We start from the raw sequence: 24,426 nt of genomic DNA on the forward strand, positions 1-24,426 counted from the left end.
TATCATCTCCTTCTATCTCAAGTTTGACACCTTTTTTTCATTACTATTTTATCACGAAACATGCTATAATGGAAAAAATAACACAATAGAAATGAGACTTTATGATAGATTTTGGCATAATTGGCACTTCTCCTATCACTCACCAGTTTATCAAAGCAGCTCTTCAAACGAATAAATATCAATTTAGAGCTGTTTTTTCTCGAAACTATGATACAGCTGAATCCTTTGCAAAACCATATGAAAAGGTAGACTTGTTTACTGATTTTTCATCATTTTTATCTTCTGAAATTGACCTTGTTTACATTGCTAGCCCAAATTCCTTGCATTACCAGCAGGCAAAGGCCGTACTCTTGGCTGGGAAACACGCTATCGTTGAAAAGCCAATGGTATCAACTCCAGCAGAATTTGAAGATTTACGCCAAATTGCCTCTGAAAAAGGGCTATTCTTGTTTGAAGCAGCTCGAAACTTTCAAGAAGAATCCTTTCAGACGATTCGACAATTCTTGGCAGATAAATCCATTATCGGTGGGCATTTTTCTTATGCCAAATATTCTTCAAAAATGCCTGAATTGCTAGCTGGAAATACTCCGAATATCTTTTCAGCTGATTTTTCAGGTGGCGCACTCATGGATCTTGGCGTCTATGCTGTTTATGCCGCTATCGGTCTTATCGGTGCCCCACATACAGCTCGTTACGTAGCCCAACAATTACCATCTAGTGTTGATTTAAATGGGGTTGGGCAACTAATCTATGAAAACTTTACTGTGGGTATTCAAGCAGGAAAAAATATGACCAGTCATCTACCTAGCGAAATCTATACTAGCGAGGGTACTTTGACCTTAAACGCTTGTCAGCATATCAGCTCTGCTATTTTTACAAAAAATAATGGGGAGCAATACCAACTCCCCCTTGCTTCAAAGGACCAATCCATGATTGAAGAAGCCATACATTTTGCACAAGTCATCGAAGAGGCAAATCACCCATTGGCAGAGCAGTGGTTAGATGTTGCTTCAGATGTTCACCGGACCCTCTATCTGATGCGTCAAGACGCAGGAATTACATTTAAGGCGGATACTCATGAAAACTAATTTCCCTTCTGTTTGGCAAGAAATGCTGGAAAAAGCTGGCTTTGATAGCTTGACTGATATTCAACAACAAGCATTTGAGCCGATTTTTACAGGAAAAGACTTACTTGCAATCAGTCCAACTGGAACAGGAAAGACCCTAGCCTACCTCTGGCCAAGCCTACTTGCTCTTACCCCAAAGAAATCCCAACAATTATTGATTCTGGCTCCAAATACAGAATTAGCTGGGCAGATTTTTGAAGTGTGTAAAGGCTGGTCCGAAGCAATCGGATTACAAGCACAGTTATTCTTATCAGGATCCAGTCAAAAACGACAAATTGAACGATTAAAAAAAGGACCAGAGATCTTAATTGGTACACCTGGTCGCGTGTTTGAATTGATTAAATTAAAAAAAATAAAGATGATGAATATCAATACCATCATCTTAGATGAATTTGATCAGCTATTCTCTGATTCTCAATATCATTTTGTAGAAAAAATTATCAACTATGTTCCTCGCAATCATCAATTGATCTATATGAGTGCAACTGCTAAATTTGATCGGCAAAAGATTTCACCTACTGTTGAAACAATCGATTTATCGGAGCAAAAATTAGACAATATTCAGCACTACTATCTGATGGTTGAAAAACGTGATCGACAAAACTTGTTGAGAAAATTTGCAAATGTGCCAGATTTTCGAGCATTGGTCTTCTTTAATAGCTTATCTGATCTTGGTGCAACTGAAGAACGACTAAACTACAACGGAGCCAATGCAATTTCTCTCGCTTCTGATGTCAATGTCAAGTTTAGAAAGGTCATTATTGATCGATTTAAAGACCACCAGATCCAGCTCTTACTAGCCACAGATTTAGTAGCTCGTGGGATTGATATCGATAATTTAGAATGCGTCCTCAATTTTGAGGTTCCTTTTGACCAAGAAGCCTATACACATCGGGCTGGTCGAACTGGTCGAATGGGTAAGGATGGAGTGGTTATTACCCTTGTTTCAAATCCAAATGAACTCAAACAACTAAAAAAATATGCTACTGTCCAAGAAGTTATCTTAAAAAATCAAGAGCTATATAAAGTATAATCTTTTCACTTTCTATTAGTGCGACGCTATTTATCAACTGGATAACCATCAAAGTAATACACAATGAAAACCATAGGAAATAAAGCAAATGAAGTTTGTGTCTAAACAGTCCAGTGGAGTGAAACCGTTTGGGAAACTGTTTCAGCTGGTCACCGTAAAATTAGAAGGTGACCATAGAAGCCCGAACCTACATACTTGGAAGTGAGGGGAACTCTTATTAACCTAGTCGGGTTCTTTCCCATTTCCATCTCACCGTTACTCTTACCCAAACTGATAAAATTCCAAAAAAGAACAGAAGTTCAATCAAGCTTCTGTTCTTTTGTTTAGTTATTATTGCGTTGGCATAGTTGCCGATTGTTGATTATAATAAACAAACTGTGTATTTAGATTCGTACCTAAACTTTCTGAAACGGTAACCATACTGTATCCTTGAGAAGTTAAAAATTGCAATACCGAATCCAAGCTCTTAACAGTTTCCTTATGAATATCATGCATCAAAATAAAGCAACCAGGACAAGCATTTGACTTGACTTGATTTAAAATCGCCTGCGGATTGTGTGAAGACCAGTCTAGTGTATCTACATTCCAACAGATGGATGGAAGATTCATAGCGTTTGCGACTTGCTTATTTACTGCACCATATGGAGGACGTACCAGACGTGATCGCTGACCAACTGCTTTTTCTATGGCAACTTGCGTTTTTTCAATCTCTTGACGAATGGCATCCGGAGAAAGTTTGGTTAAATTTGGATGACTCCATGTATGGTTTGCAATCTCGTGTCCTTCAGCTTTCATCCGTTGTAAAATCCACTCATTTCCTTCAATATTTTGCCCGATAACAAAGAAGGTGGCCTTCGCATTGTATTTCTTCAACAAATCCAATACAATTGGTGTCGTGGACGGATTCGGACCATCATCAAATGTTAGAGAAATGTTTCTTGCAGTCTTTCTTCGTTCTAATTCTTCTAACTCTTGCAAATATTCTTTATAACCAGCCACATCTGCTTCAGATAGATAGTCACTGTTTAGAACAGGGTATAACTCCGATATGGGAATTGAAAGCGTGGTTTCTTGACTACCTTGTATGATTTTTACCTTTAGTTGGCTATCTTCATATGAGAATGGCAAACGGTCCAAATCAATATCACCAATCAAGTTTAGTAGTTGTGTTTTTTCGCTGTCTGACAAAGAGCTTTGATCTAGCTTTTCTTTTAATTTATTGGATAAAATCTCTCGCGCGGCTTCAGAATCTGTAAAAAAGCGTTTCAACGTGAAGAGTTGCTGATCTTCAGTAAGCAAGAGCTCACCGATGGATTCTTCGCCATCCTTCTCAATTTCAAGTGTCGAAAGATGATATTCCTCGCTTTTGATTACCAGAGCCCGAACCTTTCTAAAGTTAGTTTTCCCAAGCCGGCTACTGACCAAAAATATTCGATTAATATTGCCCGTAGGCTTGGCTTCCCCTAATTTTTGATGAACATATTCTACCATTCTATTCTCAACTAAACCAATTTTCTTGCCAGCATCATCAGTTGGAATGGAAGCAACAACATGAGTGGAGCCCACATTTCCTGTTCTTAAGTTTGATTGCCCACTATTTAAAAAGACACGTTCTTGACTTTCGATGAACTGAGTTATTTGATTTTCTTGAACACGATGGTAAATCATTAGACTAAAAAAACAAATCATACCAACCAACAGTAGATTGATTAGTATCAGTAATATTTTCTTCATACGAGATTCCTCTTTCATATACACCTAAATCTATACTATAATATAATTTGTTTATTGTCAACTTGTAACCCCAATCAAAGCAAAAAAAATCAGCCCCTTTCTCATCAAAATGTTAACAATCGGTGCTGATTCTTTAGGTATTTCTTGATTAATCCGCTCGAATAACCTCTACTCGGTATCCATCTGGATCTGTTACAAAATAATAACGACCTGGACTTCCTGGCAAGCCCTTGATGTCTGTCGTTGGATAGCCCAGCTCCTTATGTTTAGCATTATCACCTTCTAAATCATCTGAAGAAAGAGCTAGATGTGAGAAGCCATCCCCTACGATATAGGGACCATGATCATAATTGTAGGTCAATTCAATCTCAAAGTCATCCCCTTCAAGTGCTAAGTAAACCAAGGTAAACTTATGCTCTGGATAGTCCTTGCGACGGGTTTCCTTAAATCCAAATGCTTCTTCATAAAATTTTTGAGATGCTTCTAAGTCCTCAACACGCAAACATGCATGTAGCATTTTTTTACTTGCCATAATAAATTCCTCCTACCATCTAATACCACCAGTATACCATACTCTCTATGAAAAATCCGATATTCAAAACTAAAAAAAACCTGAGCGAACTCAGGCTTTAGATGAATTATGCTTCCAAGTAGTACTCTTTCACAATGTTCAAGTTTTCATCCAATTCGAATACAAGTGGTGGGAAGTTTGGAATTTCCACATCCATGATTTCATCATCAGACAATTGTTTGATGTGTTTTACAAGGGCACGGATTGAGTTACCATGTGCACCTACGAACACATTTTTACCGTCTTTCAATGCTGGAGCAATTTTATCTTCCCAGAATGGAAGGGCACGCTCAAGCGTAACTTTCAAGTTTTCTGCATCTGGAATAACTGAGTCATCAAGATGTGCATAGCGACGGTCAGTGTGTGCTGAATGCTCATGATCTTTAGCCATTTCTGGTGGTAAAGTATCATAAGAACGACGCCAGATGTGCACTTGCTCATCACCAAATTCAGCAGCTGCTTCAGCTTTGTTCAAGCCAGTCAAACCACCGTAGTGACGTTCGTTCAAACGCCAAGTTTTTTCAACTGGTACCCATAATTGATCTGCAGCTTCAAGAGCCAAGTTTGTAGTCTTGATAGCACGTTTCAAAACAGATGTATAAGCAAGGTCAAATTCGATACCTGCTTCTTTGATTAATTTACCAGCATCAATTGCTTGTTGTCTACCTTTTTCAGACAAATCAACATCAGCCCAACCAGTGAAAAGGTTAGCTTTGTTCCATTCAGACTCACCATGGCGAGCAAAAACCAATTTTACCATTATATGGATTCTCCTTTAAATTTTGAGGTTTCCCTCTTGTACTTCTCTATTTTACACGAATTGGTCAGAAAATGCTAGTTTTTCCACAATCTGTTTACGCTTACATTTTTCTTTCTTGAAAATTCAGTCTGTAGACCTAGCTTTCTTCTTAGGATTTACGAAAAAAAGTGATATAATAGTTAGGCTGAGCACGACTGTTCTGATTAGATTTCAAGGAGAATTCATGAAGAAAGTAGCTATCGTGTCTGCATTTCGATCTGCTATCGGCAGTTTTGGAGGCAGTCTAAAAGATATAAACATTGCTGAACTTGGCGCACAGGTTCTCGAAGCAACTTTACAAAACAAACAAATACCAGCTGACGTTGTAGATGAAGTTATTTTTGGCAACGTCCTTTCTGCTGGTCACGGACAAAATATTGCCCGCCAAATTGCTTTACGCGCGGGTATTCCAGAGACCACTTCTGCTTATGTGGTCAATAAGGTTTGTGGCTCTGGACTCAAATCAGTCCTTCTTGCTGCTCAATCCATCCTTCTTGGCGATAACGACGTCGTTGTTGCTGGTGGTATCGAAATCATGAGTCAGGCGGCCTACTTATCCAAATCAAGCCGCTTTGGGAGTAAGTTTGGTCATATTACCTTGGAAGATTCCATGTTAACGGATGGTTTGACAGATGCCTTCAATGACTATCACATGGGTATTACCGCTGAAAATGTTGCCGAACGCTATCATGTCAGTCGCGAAGAGCAAGATGCATTTGCCCGCACCAGCCAAGAAAAGGCTGCAAAAGCTATCGCTGAAGGGCGTTTCACTGAAGAAATTGTTCCAATTAGGCTGAGCAGTCGAAAAGGCGAAACTATTTTTGCCACAGATGAGTATCCTCGTCTGACGCCAATTGAAAAATTGGCAACACTCCGTCCATCTTTCAAAAAGGATGGAACTGTCACCGCAGCTAATGCATCAGGTATCAACGACGGCTGTGCTGTCTTGGTACTCATGTCTGATGAGAAAGCAAGAGAGCTAAATATTCAGCCACTTGCTTATATCGAAGCATACGCAACTAGCGGTTTAGATCCCGCATTGATGGGGCTTGGACCTATTACTGCTAGCCAAAAAGCGCTACAAAAACTGAATAAAACAGTCGAGGATATCGATCTATTCGAACTCAACGAGGCATTTGCAGCCCAATCAATTCCAGTTGTCAAACAACTCGGCATTGATCCTGCAAAAGTCAATGTCAATGGTGGAGCAATCGCACTAGGTCATCCAATTGGAGCAAGTGGTAGCCGGATTTTGGTCACCCTAATCCATGAATTAATCAAGCAAAATAAAGAGCTCGGACTCTGTTCACTCTGCATTGGAGGGGGACAAGGAATTTCCCTCATCATTTCCAATGCTCAAACAAACTAACCTAACCATTAACAAAGGATAAATTATGAACATCGGTATTGATAAAATCGGTTTTGCGGCACCCGATTATGTTTTAGATTTGGCAGATTTGGCCCAAGCCCGCAATGTTGACCCCAATAAATTTAAAATTGGCCTTCTTCAATCAGAAATGGCTGTAGCTCCAGTCACTCAAGACATTATCAGTCTTGGTGCAAAGGCTGCCGAAGCCATTCTAACAGAAGAAGATAAACAAACCATTGATATGGTTATTGTCGGTACAGAATCTAGCGTAGATCAAAGTAAGGCAGCAGCTGTTACCATTCATGGGTTACTCGGCATCCAACCTTTTGCTCGTTCTATCGAGATGAAAGAGGCTTGTTACGGTGCAACTGCTGGCCTGAGCCTCGCTAAAAGCCATATCTCTCAATTTCCAAATTCAAAAGTCTTGGTTATTGCCAGTGATATTGCCAAATACGGAGTTGCATCAGGTGGCGAACCAACCCAAGGTGCCGGAGCCGTTGCCATGTTGGTAACAGCAAACCCACGAATTTTGGTCCTCAACAATGATAATGTCTGCCAGACACGCGATATCTATGACTTTTGGCGTCCAAACTATGACAAATACCCACGTGTTGATGGTAAATTTTCAACTGAACAATATACCGATTGCTTGACAACAACTTTCGACTATTATCAACAAAAAACAGGCAAAACACTTAAAGACTTTGCTGCCATGTGCTTACATATTCCATTCTCCAAGCAAGGCCTTAAAGGATTGCAAGCTATTGCTCAGGATGAAGAAACTCTTAGTCGCTTGACAGAACGTTTCCAGGAAGCTATCGTCTATAATAAAGTCGTCGGCAACATCTACACTGGCTCTATTTTCCTCTCTCTTCTTTCCCTTTTGGAAAATAGCAGAGCGTTAGAGGCAGGGGATCAAATCCTCTTTTATAGTTATGGTAGCGGTGCTGTCTGTGAGATTTTTAGCGGATCCCTTGTTGAGGGTTATCAGAACTACTTAGAAGAGAATCGTTTAGAACAACTCAATCAGCGTACAAAACTCAGCGTTAAGGAATACGAACAAGTCTTCTTTGAAGAAGTGTCTCTTGATGAAAACGGAACATCTCTAGACCTACCAGCAGACCAAAGTCCCTTTGCCCTTATCAAAGTGGAAAACCACAAACGTATCTATCGTAAATATAGTCGAATGAATTAGCTTTCAGACAAGGAACTGAGGTGCAGGTAGCTAGAACAGCCTAAAGGCTGTTCTAGGTTGGAAATAAGACTTGAGAAACAAGTCACTTTCGTAGAGTACGGCAAGCCGAAAGTGACGATGTATCAAAGCTAATTCAAATGACTATAGAAGCCAAAATGGCGCCCTTTGGCTCTCACCAAGGGGTGCTTTCTTGTAGAAAGAGGAACCTATGTCAATTTTTTCCGGATTTTATAAAAAATCACGCCAAGAGCGCATTGATATTCTCCGTCAGAATCGTTCCCTATCCGAAGATAGCTTGGACATTCTTTACAAAGACGAAAACTTGCCAGAAGCAATTGCGGGAAAGATGGCAGAAAATCATCTAGGAACATTTTCCTTACCTTTTTCTGTACTTCCTGAACTGCTCGTGGATGGACAGACTCATTCAGTACCCATGGTCACTGAGGAACCTTCTGTGGTTGCAGCTGCATCATTCGGAGCCAATATCATCGCTAAATCAGGCGGTATTACAACGACTATTCACAACCGTATCATGATTGGACAAGTTGCTCTCTACGCTATTTCGGACCATAGCAGAGCGACACAGGCGATTCTTGACCATAAGGAGAGTATTTTAGAAACTGCCAATCAAGCACACCCTTCCATTGTTAAACGAGGGGGCGGTGCAAGAGAATTGACTGTTGAGAGTAAGGATGAGTTTTTGATTGTCTATCTTCAGGTTGATGTACAAGAAGCCATGGGAGCCAATATCCTCAATAACATGTTAGAAGCGATTAAGGATGATTTAGAAGAGCTCAGCAAGGGACAGGCTTTGATGGGAATCCTCTCCAACTATGCAACGGAGTCACTGGTCACCGCCCAATGTCATATATCCATCTCTAGCCTTGCTACCAGCTCTGCCATTGCCCAAGAAACTGCGCAAAAAATAGCCCTGGCAAGCAAACTGGCGCAAGTGGACCCTTATCGTGCTGCGACACATAACAAAGGGATTTTTAATGGTATAGATGCTGTCGTTATCGCTACAGGAAATGACTGGCGGGCAGTCGAAGCCGGGGCCCATGCTTATGCCAGCCGTGATGGACAATACAAGGGGCTTTCTACTTGGTCCATTGATGGCGAGCACTTGGTCGGCTCAATCACTTTACCCCTCCCAATTGCTTCTGTCGGTGGCTCGATTGGGCTCAATCCAAAGGTAACAGTTGCTTTTGACCTTCTCCAACAACCAAAGGCACGCCAATTAACTTCTATCATCGCTTCTGTCGGTCTCTGTCAGAACTTTGCTGCTCTACGTGCTCTTGTTACTTCAGGGATTCAGGCTGGTCACATGAAGCTTCAGGCAAAATCCCTAGCGCTACTTGCTGGTGCCGAAGAGCATGAAGTAGATCAACTAGCCCAACTCCTGCGGAAAGAAAAGCACAGCAACCTAGAAACTGCTCAAAAACTTTTGGAAAAAATGAGAGATAATTAAAAGAGGGACCTCCCTCTTTTTTAATCAATTATTTTCTCCATACGAACCACTTGTGGTTTCATACCTAAACGCTCATAGAATCGAACAGCTCCTGTATTATCTGCCCAAACATTCAAGGTAAGGTTGTGGCAACCATGCTCCTTAGCGTAAGAAAGAGCAAATTCATACAGTTGCTCACCAATTTTTTGACCACGGACAGAGCTGGCTACACACAAATCATCAATGAATAAGGTCTTGATTGTTTCTAAAACATCACCGCTTGTAGTCCTAAACTCACAAAATAGATGCCCTACAACTTGTCCCTCTAGCTCAAAGACAAAAATAGACTTATCTGGATTTTCCAAAAGTGCTACTAATTCATCCTCAGAAAATTTTTGACCTGCACTTTTAAAAATATCTGGTCGCGCCTGGTGATGCACCTGTAAAATATCTTGTAATAATTCATTTAAAACTGGAATATCAGATGGTCTAGCTTTACGGATTGTCATAAAAAAACTCCCCTTTTTATTTTTTCTATTATAGCACATGTTTCTTTTTTAACAAAATAGGTCTGCAGACCGATGAAGAATCTGAAAATTCGTATATACTATAAGTGTATCCTAAAATTTTTCATAAATCTCCAAAAAGAATCAGCCCGCCAAGGCTGGTTTTTTGTTGTCTTAAAACGAGAATGTGTAATATAGAAAACCACCAAAATTTAGCCCTTCTTTGACGCAAAAGGCTTTTGCTTCATCTCCAACCTCCCAGAGTCACTCCCCTGACTCTGGGAGTCCCAAAACACAGAAAAAAGCCTATTGCACAACGTAGAAACGTTGATACAATAGACTTTTTCACGTTACTCCTCGCTCTTTTATTTCTAGGCGAGGGATAAAACAGTCTATCCCCAGACTGTTTTATTTTACAGCGTCTTTTTAATAGATAATAATTTCATAAGTATTATATAGTAGAAAATCTTACTTTAATAGTGTTCATAGGTAGTAAAAATAAACAATTTCCATGGGTTAGTATTAGTAAGTTTTAAACTTATGCCCCAATTTTGCCCCAACAATACCATTAGTATCCTTTGGGGCATACCTGCTACACAATGACGCTTCTTACTAGCATTGTACCACTTTCATTTCTCGAAAGCTACTGTATCTTGAGCTAACTTGAGATTATCTTGAGCACGAAAAAAAGCCCCTAGGATTTTTCCTAAGGGCTAAAATTATTATTTAAAAGTACCCCAGGCATCGCCAAAGCGTTTGCCGTCTTTGGTGGCTCCTGTGGCTACATAATTGCGGATGCCACTGCTGCCGATATACGACACCCACACATAGCCGTTGACATCGATGATAACCGTGTCATAGTCAAATGACTCACCACTCTTATAGACCGCGACAATCTGACCGGATGTATTAGGTGCACGACGGACATTAATTGCATCAACTGTGACGGTCATGGTACCTGTCTCGCGGTATGTGCGGGCACCTGCCATATTTGGAGCTGTCTGCGCGACAGTGCCTGGCGGTGTGATGTAGTGTACGACCTGTTGACGATAGCTGGCAGCACTGTAGTAGTTGCGAGTCGGGTACCGCTTGCCGTACATATTTTGCTCCAAGATAGTCAGTTGGTCGCCATTGACCGCCTCAACAATCACGACGTGCCCGTATTGATTAGTCGCCGTTGCCCCTAATGTCAAAATCTGACCGGGCACAAACGCCCCAGATGTGGATACGGTCCAGCCGTTAGCTTGCCAGTTATATGACGAGCCAATATTTTTGGCTGAAATGGTGTCACCGATTGCTCCGCTGACCCAACCGACACCAGCTCCAAGACCAACTGTGGCATCTGGACTAATCATACGCTCGTACCAGCTGGCTAATGCATAGCATTCGCCGTTACCAACAGATACACCAGACCCAACCTGAGCTCTTACATTATTTAATGCTTCATTTACTGTTGTCATAGGCTTCTCCTTTCCACGCATCATTCATCTGCTTGACTGCTGATTCAATAAACGTTTCTAGCTGCGTATCTGTCATATAGATATTGTACTTGGCCAACTGACCTGTCACACGTCGCTTGGCCATGTCTAGCTTATCAACATGATTGTCTTGGTCGAGCTTAGTAATCTGCTCAACGGCATTGACGGCGTTACGAGCCAAAATCTCTGTGATTTCGACCGCTCGCTTGCCGCCTTTTGCAATCAAATACTTTTTGACCTCGTGAACAATCATGCCTGCTACGATAGCTAAAATTCCTGTTGCTGATCCAATAATAATTTCAGTAAGTTGATTCATGGTTATTCTCCTTTCTCAATTTCATCCATACGGTTATTCATCCGAACCATTTCCTTTTGGATATCACCAACCGTGTAAGTGATTGTGCTTAATTCCTCAGTCGTTCTTTCCAAATGAGTCATTAAGCGGTCTTCGCGTCTGTTCGAGTCAGCCTTGGACTGTTCGTGAAAATCCATCAACTTTTTTTCTCGTTTATCAGATGTGCGGACCAAGAAGCCCACGACAACAATAAAGAGGATAATGAATAGGATTTCCCAGGTCAATTGACTCTCTGCAATTCGTTGGGCTTCGTCAAAAGGCATAGACTACTCCTCCTTGGTCAATTCGTTAAAGATTTCATCATCTTCAACTAGCTTGCGAATGTAGGATTTGATTCGGTCCTTAATAATTGGACTAAATTTAATATCCTTCCACTTCATGTTGCCTTCCATAACTTCTAGAGCATATAATTTAATCATCATGTCAATTCTCCTATCTTTATTAAATATCAGTTTCAGGACTATCTTCAGATTCATCATCAAAGATACCTGTCGCAAAAAGTTCTTCATCGGTAAGGATTCCTTTCTCATAGAGCAGAGCGGTAATTTTCAAGAATGATGAACGGGAAGCTGCGGACAATTTTACTTGCTCTTTAACCTTTTCAAGATTCTTTGTAGCTTCTTCGGTAATATCATCCACCTTGGCAAGACGTTTGCCAATTTCATTGAATTTTTCATCCTCTGCTCTATTCGGAAAATTATCCTGATAGATTTTCTCGAGTGCCAACTCAAATAGTTCTGCATCCGACTTATCAATAGCTTCCTTATCAAAATAGATGGGATACATAGCTCCCTCATCATTGATAAGTAATACTCTAGTTTTCGGACGTTCCCCTTGCGTATATTCCAACGATTTGTTTCCAAATTTTAACCTCATAGCTATTCCTTTCTATGCTGGATATGGGTCATTAGTGATATATGTAATCGTGCCAGTCATTACATGTCCACCGACCGTATTGCTCGTCATCCTAATGGTTCCGTCTGGTGCGAAATGCAAGATATTTGGACTTTTTGTGAACTGAGATACATTTGTATTTACGGTCATATGGACATCGACAACAGGTCTATATCCAGCTGGTATCTTTTCCTGCATGACTGCATGTTCGAAAGAATCCACGGAATATATATTCCGAATTAGACTGATTGTTACTACATCTCCCTTTCGGACAAGATTGGCTTTCATGCTATACGGAAATCCCATCGTCAATGTCTTTAGTGGTTTCTCTTGTAGCATTGGGTGGTTGGTTTGGGGAGTTATCTCGACCCAAGGATACCATGTGGCAGAACCATTTGAGGACTTGTAACCGATAGCATGCCGCCTATACACCTTCCACCCGCCATACCAAGATTTTGCAACCTGAAATATATCGGTTGTAGCTCTGCACGTTTCGATCCAGCCATAATTTGACGGAAAGGGACTGTTTGCACATCCTGGATTTATCCAGCGTGTGCCATTGTTAACATGAGTATTGACATCTGTATTGTATGCGTAGATAGTATTTCCTTCGACATTTGTCAATTGATGTTGCTGGATTGGCTTACCGTTCAAGTAATATCCACCAGTTGACTCTACAGACCCCTCGGGGAGGTTAGTATCTACGATTTTACCGACCGCAAAGCGGTTGCCTTTCTCATAGCTGAATACTACCGCTTCGGTCGAAACTTTAATTTTAAACTCCGAACGAGTGAACTTGTCTTCAAGTATTCCTATGACATCCCACGACTTATCCGAAGAATAAGTACCTGATAGATTGGCCAGTGAATTTGTTAGGCTCGACAAGGTCGTAAAAGTACCAGATGCTGGACCGTTGTCTGTCGTGTAATTATTGCTATCAGCTGGAGCTACACGAAAAGTCAAAGTCATTGTGTTCCGTTGACTGCCGCCTACCGTCAGCGGAGCTATACGAGCGTTTCTGAGAATAGAGAATGTACTCGATGTCGCTCCCGAACGTTCCACACCAAAATTGAAAGCTGGTGCAAAATATTCCAATACTGTCACAGTTCGCTCTATCGTGTTACTCGTTCGCCCACGACTATCTGTCACCCTTGCTCGTATAGTAACCTGACCATGATAGTTCATGATTCCTAAGCTACCACCATTTTGACTAGTAGACTGGTTCTTGCCGACTATCTCTGCGTGATAACTTGTGATGGTTGAACCATATGCACCTGTAGCCTGCCCAAAGTGAACGGCTATGTTCGAAATAATCTGCACGAACTGTTGTTCTCCCGGAATCAGTGCCCTAGCGGCAGTATTTCCGTCTATCAGTATGAAACCGGTCAAACTGGGATTGATACTATCTGGAACGCTTGCTGTAAAGGCAGTTGATTGCGTACCTGTTTTTGTCGAACCTGAGTAGGTATCAACGTAGATTGTACCAGTCCCGCTTGTTGAGTTCGGAATATCATTGGCGAAATCAAGAGGAATAGTCCAAGTTGTAGACGTATCTACATTGCTTGCGATTGTTCCTTGTTTATTGCCCCACGCATATCTAACAGTATGTTTAAAACTGGAGCTTTGACGGTTGATGTTGATAGTAAGTGCACTACCAATAACACCAGAACCGACGCTTACAGAGCTGGAACGTGGGATTGTTGTCAGTCCCAAACTTCCGCTAGTGATTATTCTCCCGTGTATGCCGTTATTTGGATTGAAATCAGCTGAAATAGAAACCTTTTTCGAGCCATCGGCATTGTGACTAATTGTACGACTGCCACTGGCTAACTGTACTTCTTCTCCACTTGTAGCCCAGCGCGGATTCGAAGAATGAACTTGCACTCCATCTATCGTTACAACAAGTGTTGAGTCGCCTGATTGGTTATATGTGTAGTAATTGCCAGTTCTAGAGACCGTTACACTCCAGTTAACCGTTGAGCTATTAGACGGAATGCTCTGCTTAGCTTGGTCAATATACACATTCAAATGTAAGCTGTTGCTTGTGTTGGAATATCTAGCCATCCTATCCTCCTACGTATCGTTTAACATTGATGTCGGGATTGTTGTGGTACTGTTCTTCTCTAAATCGTCCGATTTGAACCGTCTTTGAAAAGATACCGTTGTCAATGTGGATAACCCCTTTATCCACATACATGACTGGAGTACCACTTGAAAACATCGTGATACGTCCATCTGGGCTGAACAACATGCTGGAGCTACCGTCTGCCTTGCCTAGTGACAAACCCTCGTTCGAGACCTGCATAAAGGTATCTACCGCATTCCAGCGCTGTGCTTGGTCTCCTAGGTTTGTCTCAATTTTTATGAAACGCTGTAAGTGAGTTATCAGGTCCTTTTCAACTTTGGCCCATGTAGCTTCGTCGGCTGCTTTCATATCTTTGATTTGTTTCAAGATGTTGTTTACAGTATCGAGACTTGCTTTTGCTTCCAACTCTGCCTGCATGATACCTGCCCGCTCGTTTAGTGCATTGAGTTGCTCTTGGGTAAGCGCTTGGTCAGCTTTGGAGTCGAGTTCTTTTTCTATGTCTTCGGGAGCCCATTCATGTCCAGTAGCAACCGTCCCAAATTGTATCATTATACCAGTCACCCAAGCGGTACCACTGATAACACTCTCAAGGTTAAAGTAAATGGGAGTTTTAAGTTGGTCGTATGACTTATTTGCTGAGTAGTCGTAGGTATACGTTATATACTTCCAGTCCGATGTTCCTGTAAACCCTGCTAAAGTTAGATAATCTGTAGATGTAGTTGCACCAGTCGAGCTGTTTTTACGAACAATTGAATGTTTAAAGCAGTTAAACATATTCCAGTTATTAGTTCCTTTAACGACATTATCATATTTTACCCAAGCACTAAAAGTAACTTTTTGATACAATCTAGGGCTGAAATTCGGCTCTATATTAAAATATAAGCTAGTATTATTGGTGAGCTTATAACATTTCTTTTGACCAGTGATATGATTGTCCGGTAGGCTTTCTTCTACGAATCCACCATTTGCTTTTGATTGAATCCATAAATTCCGTCCACCAACCTCAATCCTCGCCCATCTATCAGCCCATTTATATTTGGTTTTATCCGTACTATCGGCTTGCGTATAGTCCGAGTAATGACCGATATACCGCTGACCATTATCAGATGCTGTCAGACCTGTACCATCTGCATTGTCTGAGTAAGCCCAGTGGATGTATGGAGTCCGTCCATCCGCACCTTTAGGTCCAGGCACACCTTGTGCACCCGTATCTCCCTTGTCTCCCTTCCACTTACTCCATCGGTAACTAGCAGGATTAGTGCTATTAGTGGCAATAAAATCTTGATACATACCAATATAGGCTTTAGTTTGGTCTGTCTGACTAAATCCTCCGCCAGTTGCGTTATCAGCATAGGCAATGTGTGTGTATTGAGTACGACCGTCTGCTCCCTTAGCTCCAGGGATACCTTGGTCGCCTTTGGGACCTTGCAAGCCTTGGAGTCCCTGTGCCCCTTGCGGACCTGTAGGCCCCTGTGGTCCTTGTGGACCTGTAGCTCCTCGGTCACCCTTTGCTCCTGTAGGACCAGTTTCGCCCATCTTCGCGACAGAGTACCCTGTTTCACTTGTATTGTCTGTGTAAGTCCAGACAGTCCTTGTCCACAAATACTGGCCACTTGGTACGCTCGGCACCTGGGTTGTCCATGTTGTCGGCTGTACCGTACCAGATGCACTCTGACCGTATGTGATAGCCGTAGAACGAATACCTACTCCGTCCTTACCTGCGATACCATCTCGACCAGTATTACCATCACGACCAATACGAGAGACATTGTAGCCAGTCTCCGTGTTGCCGTCTGTATAAGTCCATACCGTCTTGGTCCAAAGATAATTGCCAGGGGCAACAGTCGGAACTTCCGCAGTCCAACCAGTCGTCGGTGCCGTAGCACCATTGGTTGAACTAGCATAAGTGACGGTCGTTGAACGAATACCTACTCCGTCACGACCTGGAAGTCCATCAGCCCCTCTTTGACCAGGTTCTCCTTTTTCGCCTTTTGGTCCATCTCGACCATCCAATACGTTTACAAACGTCAGCTCATCAACAGCTACCTCATCGTTACCTATGTATGCTGCCACCGTTAAAGTAGATGTATCTGTAACATCTGCACCACGGACAGTGTAGGTCATCCCCGTTTTAACAGCGCCATCCAAAGACCAGCGCCAAGTCACGTTGGCAGTCAGAGGCTTGCCGCCCTTGTAAAGAGTGGGTGTCACAATGGATTGACCAGTTCCATTCTTGAAAATAACACCATTATCAGTAGCCAGTTTGATAAGGTAGGGTTTAGAGGCTTCAATCATCTGGTTCAGTCGTTCTTGAATACCATTTGAAAGACGATTTTCCAGCGCCTTAGCGTTGGAAAAGGTTGTCTTGTTGTTCTTAGGGTTGGTAAAGCTAATGGTTTGCTCAGACACCCTCATTTCAAGCAATAGAACAGGACTAAAGCCGTCATCATAAACTTGGACAGTGTCCCCTATTTCAAGGTCAGCAAACCCCTCCACCTCGTAAGTAACAGCTGGATAGCAGTTCTTTTTAAGTTCACGGTAAGCAGTTGATCGGATAACCTCAGGATTTGAACTCTCTACAGTCATATCCTTTCTTATCCACTGGTCACCCGTTGTGCCACTTGTAAAGGCTGCTGGATACATCTGCATAGAAAGAGGGGCATATAGCCCCTCTCCTGCCTGATAAAATTCGCGTTCCCCTTTAGAGTTATTGACAGACCATGCACTAAGACCTGAAATGGTGACAGTTTTACCGTCCTCAGTTCTCCCAGTTGGACGAACCATGTTGTAGACATTAGTTTTGTCAACCGTCCTAGTAAGCGCCTTGAGGTTTTTGCCATACTTCAAAATAGTAGGGCTGACACGCCCTACTCCTTGATGATCGTCATCATTCTCATGATAGACGTTTACGATAAACGATTTGATAGAGCTATCAGCGTTGAGGTGGGTGTCAAATTCAATTTCTGCACCAAATTTCTTAGCTAGACTAAGTAGACGGTTGAGTTTGGTGTCTGTCCCCTCCCACTCAGCAGAGATTTTCTGAGTAGAAATCTCATTTACACCAATTTTCAAGAATGTAAAGTTTAGCAAGTCCATTGCGTCACAGTATTCTTTGAAAGTCATAGCCTTAGGTGCTTTATATGGATTTGCATACTCATTGATAAGTTCAAGGTTCAGATTGATACCATAGCACTTGATAACTTGCTCATTTTCCTCAATTTTGCGGATTGTGTGCAGATAAGTCTTGCCTTTGTACTGAAATGAAACAAAGGCTTTCTCATTCAGATAGTTGTAGGCACGCTTACGCCCCACATCTGAAATGATAGCTTTTTTGAATACTGTGAAATCAAATGTACTAGAACCTGTTTCAAGGTACCTAATCCAGGTATCGTTGAAATAATTCAGCGTAGCCTGTTTATCATTATCAATAAAAGCAACCTTTCTCAAACTTGCGTCATGGATTGTCAATAACATAAGCTATAAGTACCTTTCTTCAAATGCTATCTTGACTGTGGGCTTTGTCCTGACCCAACTTGAGGAATAGACCTCAAGAGTAGACCTACCAGGTGGAATAGTAAGAAACGTAGAACCGTGGACAATATCCACAATACGCTCTAGACCATCTACTGTTACCGTGTCATCCTCGCTATTTAAAACGATGTTGGAGCCAATTGGGTAGCGGTTAGGAATATCTTTAGCGACGTTAACATGATCCTTACGGTAGTAGAAACTATCCAAATACATGTGTGATACAATCGGATGGTTTCCAATTGATGAGAAAGCAATATGGATTTTCTTAGACTTTTTCCCTTTAATCTCAGGAATGTAAAACTCGTTATAGGTACCAAACCAATAGACCGTTACCTTGTCATCGTTTCTCTTTAAATCAGACCAGCCGCGAGGCTCATTAAAAGGATTATGATAATCCCAATGAGTACCTGTAAAACGCCACTGCTTAATCATGTTGTAGCCACCTTTTCCATCAGTAGTCATAAAATTATATTCACAATCAAGCCCTTTACTTCTCTTAAACGTTTCTACACCGTATAAAAATTGACCGTTGGTATCCGATACCGTAATTTTCATAGCTCCGTACTGATTTGTAGCGCCAAGCCAAAAGATTTGTCTCCACCACAAGTAATCATTGAGAGACCCAACGCCACCAGCACTATCGTTTGGAATATCCCAGGTAAGAGAACTAAAACCACGACCGTTTAGTTCCAGATGGTCACGCCCCCAAACGTTAACCTTTCGGATACTACCACTAAAAACAGGATTTGCATTTTGGTCATTCATAATTCCGATGTTAGGAGTACCAGAAGTTAAAGCATTGCCAATTTTTGAATCTCTAAAGTCCAGTAGCATCTCAGACTGCTTAACAGATACAGTGTCAGCTTCCTCACGGTCACCAACCTCAAGAGCACCGCTGGTATTGACCAAACCAATGTAGCCATTTTCAGCGTTATGCTTGATAGTAACCACAGGGAAAGCTGGCACGTTGCCATCATTGATCAGATTGAAAACAATCTTGTCAGATGATACTGTGCCATTATCGAAAACACGGTAAGTGATGCTGTGAGCTACTCCATCTGGAATAAGCAGCTCAAACTCACCCTTTTGGAACCATCTTGTCACATTATCCATGTCCACAGAGCCTGTAACAAGTCCTATATAATACTTATCAGGCTCATCAGAGATAACAATCTTGACAGCCTCAGAGGTATTGAATACCCCTGCCAAAGTGTGTTTAGCTTGTTCAAGTGTCATGCCATCTCTTTCTTGCATGGCAAACTTGACCTTGATAAACTTAGCCCCTGTTCTTACTTCTTGCAAGTTCACTCCCAAGAGTGGAGCGTCATTAGTTTCAATGCTACGCTCATTGCCAACAGGGCGGATAATTTCAATAATTCGGATAACCTCAGAGAGGTCAAATCCGTTGATAGTGATTGTGTCATTGTTCATCAGACAATCCCCCTCATCATGTTATCTATTTTTAGTTTGTCGTTTTGGTAATTGGTCATTGGTCCACCAATCTTGGCAACAAGAGTACCATCATCAAGAACCATGTTAATAGGACGCTTGACGGCTTGCTCAGCAACTTCAAGAGCTTTGGTGAGTGCTTGGTCTGCTTGGTCTCTGATAATCTTAATTTGACTCATTTCCGCACGTTCCGTGATGTATTTGAGCCTGAATTGGCTAGACAAAGAGCCGTTTCCTAGACCTAGCAACTCCTCAGCGCCAAACTTAAAGGCTGACATCTCTTGCTGGACATAAGCAAGGCTGTCAATCACATCAGAGGTATTATTTTCAATGCCTACAGCGATACCTTGGGCAATATATCGACCTACATTATCCCTAAACAGTCGCGATGGTGAGTGAATTTTAGCCTTAGCTTGTGCCGCTCTTTCTGCTTGTGCTACCAGAGCATTTGCAGCAGCTGTCACAGAGCCAAGGGCTGAATAAATGCCTTGAGCTAGACCTTGAGCAATATAAGCCCCAATCGACCGCATAGCACCGACGCCCTGCATACCAGTATCACGAATTGCGGTCATCATAGCATGCATAGCACCACCAGCTTGTCCAATTCCGGACCTAATACCTACGACAATGCCTTTTGTTGTCCCTTCTCCTGCTTGCTTACCAGCTTGCGTCATCTGATTGGCAGATAAACGTATCACATTCACTATCTGTAACATTCCACTCATAGTAGCAGATGCTGCCTGCTGAACGCCTTGAGAAATCATAGACATGGAACGACTTGCTACTGGGCCAATCATACCCAAAGCGTTTTGAGCGTTTATACTTTCAGACTGTAATCTTGCCAAACCTTGGATAATGTTAGTCAGAGCAGAGCTTGCACTAGCTAGTCCACCAGATGTTGCTCCGATAGCCCCTAATCCAGCAACAACCGCGGCTAGACTTGCTCCCATATCAAGCAAATTAAGCTTGGTTATACGTTCTATCCCCTGCGCCAACTGATTGAAACCTTTACCTGCGTTTAAAGCAGCATTACCAATTGAATCAAACATACCAGCGACAGAATCTAAAATGCTAGACACTGCATTCCCGAATGATTCAATAACACCTTTAGCACCATCTAAAACATTACGAATGCTATCTCCAAGACCAGTCACAAGATTTGTCAAACTATCAATAATCGGACTTAGATTGGTAATCAAAGTTGTAAATGCTTCAACCATCGACTGCAACACTGGAGCTACTGCGACAACCATCTCTGTAATTGCAGGGATAATCGGTGCAAGCGCTTGGACAATTTGAACAATAGCTGTAGAAACGATTTGAACAGTCGTAGTAAACACTGACCCTAGCACTGCTACCAGCGGTGTTGCTGCGACAATGATTTGAGATACCGCTCCACCAACAGCTGATACAACCATCGAAAATGCCGTCCCAAAAGCAAGCACAACGGGCGATAAGCTAGAAAATGCTGAAATAATACTTGCTATCGCAGTTCCTGTAGCAGTTATTAACGGACTCAGCTGTGCAAATGCCGTTGCAACAATCGGCAGATATGGAGCAATCGTGACAAACGCCTGCGCCAAAGCACCAATTATCGTACTAGCCAGACTCCCTAAACTCGTTGAAATTGTAGTGATGATCTGACTAATTCCAGCAGATTGGGTAGCAAGCAAAGCGAATGATGCCACAATGACCCCAATACCTGCACCAATGCCAACTGCAGCAACCCCAATAGCCCCACCAAAGGCAAGGATATTAGCTACACCAGCAGTCCTCAACATAGCACCAAACGCTCTTAATACTGGACCAACTCCAGACAAGGCAGTTTTGATACCAGCCCCAATTCCCATCGCAGCAGTTTTGATCGCTGTTCCTGATGACTTAATGACATTAGAAAGGCTAGAAAATACTTGACTAATGGTACTTTTGGACTTCTTAACCGCCTCTCCAGCTCCACCAACTCCATCAGCAACATTTTTCTTAAAGAAACTAAATGGATTAAAGGATTTTAGGAAGTTGAACGCTTTGAAACCAGCGATTGCGGCAGGAATGCCAATCAGCAAACCTCTGAATATATTTCCGTCAATTTTTTGGCTAAATTGAGCAATAGCCGAGATGATTTCGGCAATAAATTTAACAACCTGCCCAGCAGCATTCCCGATAGTTTCCCAAGGGATAGCACCAGATAGTTTTTCGCTCAAGTCCAAACCAGCCTCACTTAGATCAAAAAAAGCCAGTGCCAATGCACGGACCGCCCCTGAATTTGTGAACCCTTCGAAAAATGACGAGATTCCAGCCGAAATATCCTGGATAACATACATCAATCCATTTAAGATATTAGAGACTGTTACTACACCAGTATTTAATATTCCTGGATCGATTTTAAAGACCGACTGAAACATATCGCCAATGCTATATAGAGTAGCTTTGAAGTTATCGAAAACACCAAGGTCTGAAAAACCTTTCATCATTCCTTGGAACGATTGGGCCCATTTGTCTATTTGACTGGCGAATCCATCTCCGTCAAATTTATCAACGATGCTAATTACTCCCTCAACAGCCTTAATGCCGTGTTTGGATAGTACCTCAAAAGCTGGAAGAAGTTTGTTGGATACACCTTCCGTCAATCCATCGATAGCTTGGTCTACAGTTTTGTATTCTGTAGCCATCTTTCTAAAGGTGTCATTATTGCCGACGGCGTTGATTGCATCGAAGAAATCTTGTGTAGCAATTTTCCCGTCTTGAACAGCAGAAACCATCTCAGCAGTTGACATGCCCATGTGTTTTGCGACCGCTGAGATACCCGCTGGCGTTTGTTCCAACATCAATTTAAAATCAGCCCAAGCTACATTTGGTTTGGTAGCCATCTGGACAGCTTGAGTTGACAACGTCTTCATGGCTTGAGCAGGATTTTCAGCAGCTGCTGCAAGTCCACCAAAGCCTGTAACTAGTTCTTTGGTACTCTTGATTCCGACCGCGGCTAGCTGGCTATACGTGGATGCCATATCGGATGCTGAGTAAATAGTTTCAGTTGCGAAGGACTGTAATTCCTTCTTTACTCCAGCAATTTCTTGTTTGGGTAGACCCAAGTTTTCCATATTGCCCTGGAATGTTTGCCATGCTTTTGATGACGCATTGATGTCACCGACTAAGCCACTAATCTGGCCAGTTAGAGAACTAATACCTGCAGTTACTGCACCACCAATAATATTGGCACCAAGCATCGACTTAAACACTGACCCAGCTTTCTCGCCGGCAGATGTCAGCCCATTCAATAAACCTTTGACTTTGCCAGCTCCACTAAGGGCTTTTCCGTCATTTAAATCGACATCAATCGTAACCTTACCATCTGCCATTTTACCCCTCCTTTCTAACTTTTATTTGGTAGGGCGAAAAGTTTTTTCAACTTTTTCATACGACTCTTTTCAGCCTCACTGTCATACTTAGTAGGCTTCCAAGCACGTATTCGCATAATTTCAGACATTTTTGTAGTATCTGGCAATCCAGACAAGAGAGCATTGAACTTCTTCCAATGCAATTCCCCTTGGACCTCAATTAAATCAATCTTATATACCTGCATAAAGGCTGCGTAGATATACTCTGCATCATGTTCGATTGAGTATAAGGGTTCCTCATCATCCTCATCAGGTTCAACCTCAGGTAACGGATTACCTAACAAGTCATACTCTTGCTCTTTTGCTCTATTTTCGATTTTGATACAGCTTTCGAAGACCGACTTGAATGTTTCAAAAGCAGATTCTGGACTAAACATCTTCAACAATTCCTCTAATGCCAAACCAGTCAATCTATTTAAACAAATATAAGTCTTTTCTAAATCGTCAACTGAATCGTCGTTTAGCACATCGAAAATAACAAGCACGTTGTCAAAAGATAAATCTAGCGGATAGACTTTGCCGTTGAAGACTAATTCATCGTTCAGTTGTTGGGAGAGTCGAAACACATCACTCACCTACTTTAAATATTTGGTAAATGAATCATTCGACGCTTCAACTCGCTTACGATATTCGATAATAACTCCGTTCAAAGCCTGCAAGAGCATTGACGCAGTTTCCATTGCAGAGTTCCCTGATAATGCATATACCTTCTCAAATGCCTCCGGACCAAATAAGTCATCAAATGCTTTTTGACAAACTTCTTTAACCAGCGGAAGGCTTTCGCTATCCTTTAACTCTTTAGCTTTGTCGCCAACATCCATCACAGCATTTAAGTGTTCCTCACGTTTGACCAAGTTGTCATCACTAATTTGGAATTGCAATTCAAATTGACCAAAGTCGATTGGAATAATATTGTTACTTTGAATAACGACTACTGACATTTTTATTTACTCCTTTTAAAATCAAAAAAGAGAGGGTTCACTCCCTCTCAAAAAAAGTTATGCACCTGGAACAGCCGATTCCTTAGGCAATCCATTGTAAGTCAACTTACAACCAAATTTTTCATGTTCGGTAGCCTCACCGCCACCGCCCTTGATTTCTGTAGCAGTTGCCACGCCGACATATTGTTTTTTGCCATTTGATTCGACAATCTTATGCCATAGTTTTCGGCCGTCTCCAGTTTTACGTTTCTTGCTGACAATAAGCGCCTGTGCAGGATCTTCGTCATCATAAGTTCCTTCGACAGTCCATGATTCAGAAACAGATACAACTTCGGTCTCTTTGTTACCATCTCCATCATAATATCCTGTTTCATCAGTTTCTTCATCGGTATCATCCTCGATGTTACTAATCCATTTTGCTAATTCCAACCATTCAGTAGGTTCTTGCTTTGCATTCTTCGGGTCAAAATCAGCAACGAAATGCCCGCGTTTGGCGTTCTTATTACGTACCATTAC

Annotated in this window: 21 protein-coding genes; 5 read left to right on the plus strand and 16 right to left on the minus strand. The window is 41.9% G+C overall.

Annotated features, from left to right (window positions below; genetic code table 11):
• Positions 1–101 precede the first annotated feature (101 nt).
• Both L6410_RS08120 and L6410_RS08125 read left to right on the plus strand, forming a co-directional pair.
• On the plus strand, positions 102–1,088 hold the full coding sequence (locus L6410_RS08120; protein ID WP_172041187.1) for a Gfo/Idh/MocA family protein: 987 nt from the start codon (positions 102–104) through the stop codon (positions 1,086–1,088).
• Positions 1,078–2,160 carry a DEAD/DEAH box helicase gene (locus tag L6410_RS08125; RefSeq protein WP_237395287.1) on the plus strand — a complete coding sequence of 361 codons (1,083 nt, stop codon included), beginning with the start codon at positions 1,078–1,080 and terminating at the stop codon, positions 2,158–2,160. Before L6410_RS08120 ends, L6410_RS08125 begins: the two co-directional genes overlap by 11 nt.
• Positions 2,161–2,490: 330 nt before the next feature.
• On the opposite strand, the gene L6410_RS08130 is transcribed toward L6410_RS08125, so the two are convergent.
• The 3 genes from L6410_RS08130 to L6410_RS08140 all read right to left on the minus strand — a co-directional run bounded on the left by L6410_RS08130 (position 2,491) and on the right by L6410_RS08140 (position 5,225).
• Complete coding sequence (locus tag L6410_RS08130; protein WP_237395288.1) at positions 2,491–3,894, minus strand: polysaccharide deacetylase family protein; 1,404 nt, start codon at positions 3,892–3,894, stop codon at positions 2,491–2,493.
• Between the two features lie 148 nt (positions 3,895–4,042).
• Positions 4,043–4,426 carry a lactoylglutathione lyase gene (gene gloA / locus L6410_RS08135; RefSeq protein ID WP_024382852.1) on the minus strand — a complete coding sequence of 128 codons (384 nt, stop codon included), beginning with the start codon at positions 4,424–4,426 and terminating at the stop codon, positions 4,043–4,045.
• A gap of 106 nt (positions 4,427–4,532) precedes the next feature.
• Positions 4,533–5,225, minus strand: coding sequence for a phosphoglycerate mutase (locus L6410_RS08140; RefSeq protein ID WP_237395289.1), 693 nt, complete (start codon positions 5,223–5,225; stop codon positions 4,533–4,535).
• Between the two features lie 223 nt (positions 5,226–5,448).
• On the opposite strand from L6410_RS08140, the gene L6410_RS08145 reads away from it, so the two are divergent.
• The 3 genes from L6410_RS08145 (at position 5,449) to L6410_RS08155 (ending at position 9,296) form a co-directional block, all read left to right on the plus strand.
• Complete coding sequence (locus L6410_RS08145; RefSeq protein WP_172041190.1) at positions 5,449–6,633, plus strand: acetyl-CoA C-acetyltransferase; 1,185 nt, start codon at positions 5,449–5,451, stop codon at positions 6,631–6,633.
• 25 nt (positions 6,634–6,658) lie between these two features.
• Positions 6,659–7,828 (plus strand): hydroxymethylglutaryl-CoA synthase, encoded by a 1,170-nt coding sequence (locus L6410_RS08150; protein WP_237395290.1) that lies wholly within the window; start codon positions 6,659–6,661, stop codon positions 7,826–7,828.
• Between the two features lie 208 nt (positions 7,829–8,036).
• A complete protein-coding gene (locus L6410_RS08155; protein ID WP_237395291.1) occupies positions 8,037–9,296 on the plus strand; it encodes a hydroxymethylglutaryl-CoA reductase, degradative in 1,260 nt (419 codons plus the stop codon).
• Positions 9,297–9,316: 20 nt separating this feature from the next.
• Here the strand turns inward: L6410_RS08155 and L6410_RS08160 are convergent, their stop codons facing one another.
• The 13 genes from L6410_RS08160 to L6410_RS08220 form a co-directional block, all read right to left on the minus strand.
• Positions 9,317–9,784, minus strand: a complete 468-nt coding sequence (locus L6410_RS08160; protein ID WP_172024730.1) for a GNAT family N-acetyltransferase — start codon at positions 9,782–9,784, stop codon at positions 9,317–9,319.
• A gap of 719 nt (positions 9,785–10,503) precedes the next feature.
• Positions 10,504–11,241: a PlySs2 family phage lysin gene (locus tag L6410_RS08165; RefSeq protein ID WP_237395292.1), complete on the minus strand. Its 738-nt coding sequence runs from the start codon at positions 11,239–11,241 to the stop codon at positions 10,504–10,506.
• Positions 11,225–11,575 (minus strand): phage holin, encoded by a 351-nt coding sequence (locus L6410_RS08170; protein ID WP_237395293.1) that lies wholly within the window; start codon positions 11,573–11,575, stop codon positions 11,225–11,227. The genes L6410_RS08165 and L6410_RS08170 overlap by 17 nt, the downstream gene beginning before the upstream one ends.
• A 2-nt stretch (positions 11,576–11,577) precedes the next feature.
• The gene (locus tag L6410_RS08175; protein ID WP_029188584.1) at positions 11,578–11,877 is read right to left on the minus strand and encodes a hypothetical protein; all 300 of its coding nucleotides are present in this window, start codon (positions 11,875–11,877) and stop codon (positions 11,578–11,580) included.
• 3 nt (positions 11,878–11,880) lie between these two features.
• The gene (locus L6410_RS08180; protein ID WP_153308832.1) at positions 11,881–12,036 is read right to left on the minus strand and encodes a CD1375 family protein; all 156 of its coding nucleotides are present in this window, start codon (positions 12,034–12,036) and stop codon (positions 11,881–11,883) included.
• Between the two features lie 19 nt (positions 12,037–12,055).
• On the minus strand, positions 12,056–12,490 hold the full coding sequence (locus tag L6410_RS08185; protein ID WP_208583946.1) for a DUF1366 domain-containing protein: 435 nt from the start codon (positions 12,488–12,490) through the stop codon (positions 12,056–12,058).
• Positions 12,491–12,502: 12 nt separating this feature from the next.
• Positions 12,503–14,572: a DUF859 family phage minor structural protein gene (locus L6410_RS08190; protein WP_237395294.1), complete on the minus strand. Its 2,070-nt coding sequence runs from the start codon at positions 14,570–14,572 to the stop codon at positions 12,503–12,505.
• A gap of 1 nt (position 14,573) precedes the next feature.
• A complete protein-coding gene (locus tag L6410_RS08195) occupies positions 14,574–18,068 on the minus strand; it encodes a phage tail spike protein (RefSeq protein WP_237395295.1) in 3,495 nt (1,164 codons plus the stop codon).
• A gap of 3 nt (positions 18,069–18,071) precedes the next feature.
• Complete coding sequence (locus tag L6410_RS08200; RefSeq protein ID WP_024395586.1) at positions 18,072–19,556, minus strand: distal tail protein Dit; 1,485 nt, start codon at positions 19,554–19,556, stop codon at positions 18,072–18,074.
• Positions 19,556–22,930 (minus strand): tape measure protein, encoded by a 3,375-nt coding sequence (locus L6410_RS08205; RefSeq protein WP_237395296.1) that lies wholly within the window; start codon positions 22,928–22,930, stop codon positions 19,556–19,558. The genes L6410_RS08200 and L6410_RS08205 overlap by 1 nt, the downstream gene beginning before the upstream one ends.
• A gap of 14 nt (positions 22,931–22,944) precedes the next feature.
• Entirely contained in the window at positions 22,945–23,535 is a 591-nt protein-coding gene (locus tag L6410_RS08210) for a bacteriophage Gp15 family protein (RefSeq protein ID WP_024395588.1), read from the minus strand.
• Positions 23,536–23,544: 9 nt separating this feature from the next.
• Complete coding sequence (locus L6410_RS08215) at positions 23,545–23,910, minus strand: hypothetical protein (protein WP_024395589.1); 366 nt, start codon at positions 23,908–23,910, stop codon at positions 23,545–23,547.
• 57 nt (positions 23,911–23,967) lie between these two features.
• Positions 23,968–24,423: a phage tail tube protein gene (locus tag L6410_RS08220; protein ID WP_237395297.1), complete on the minus strand. Its 456-nt coding sequence runs from the start codon at positions 24,421–24,423 to the stop codon at positions 23,968–23,970.
• Between the last annotated feature and the right edge of the window lie 3 nt (positions 24,424–24,426).

Origin of the sequence: Streptococcus parasuis (assembly GCF_021654455.1) — a bacterium.
Classification (GTDB): Bacteria; Bacillota; Bacilli; order Lactobacillales; family Streptococcaceae; genus Streptococcus; species Streptococcus parasuis.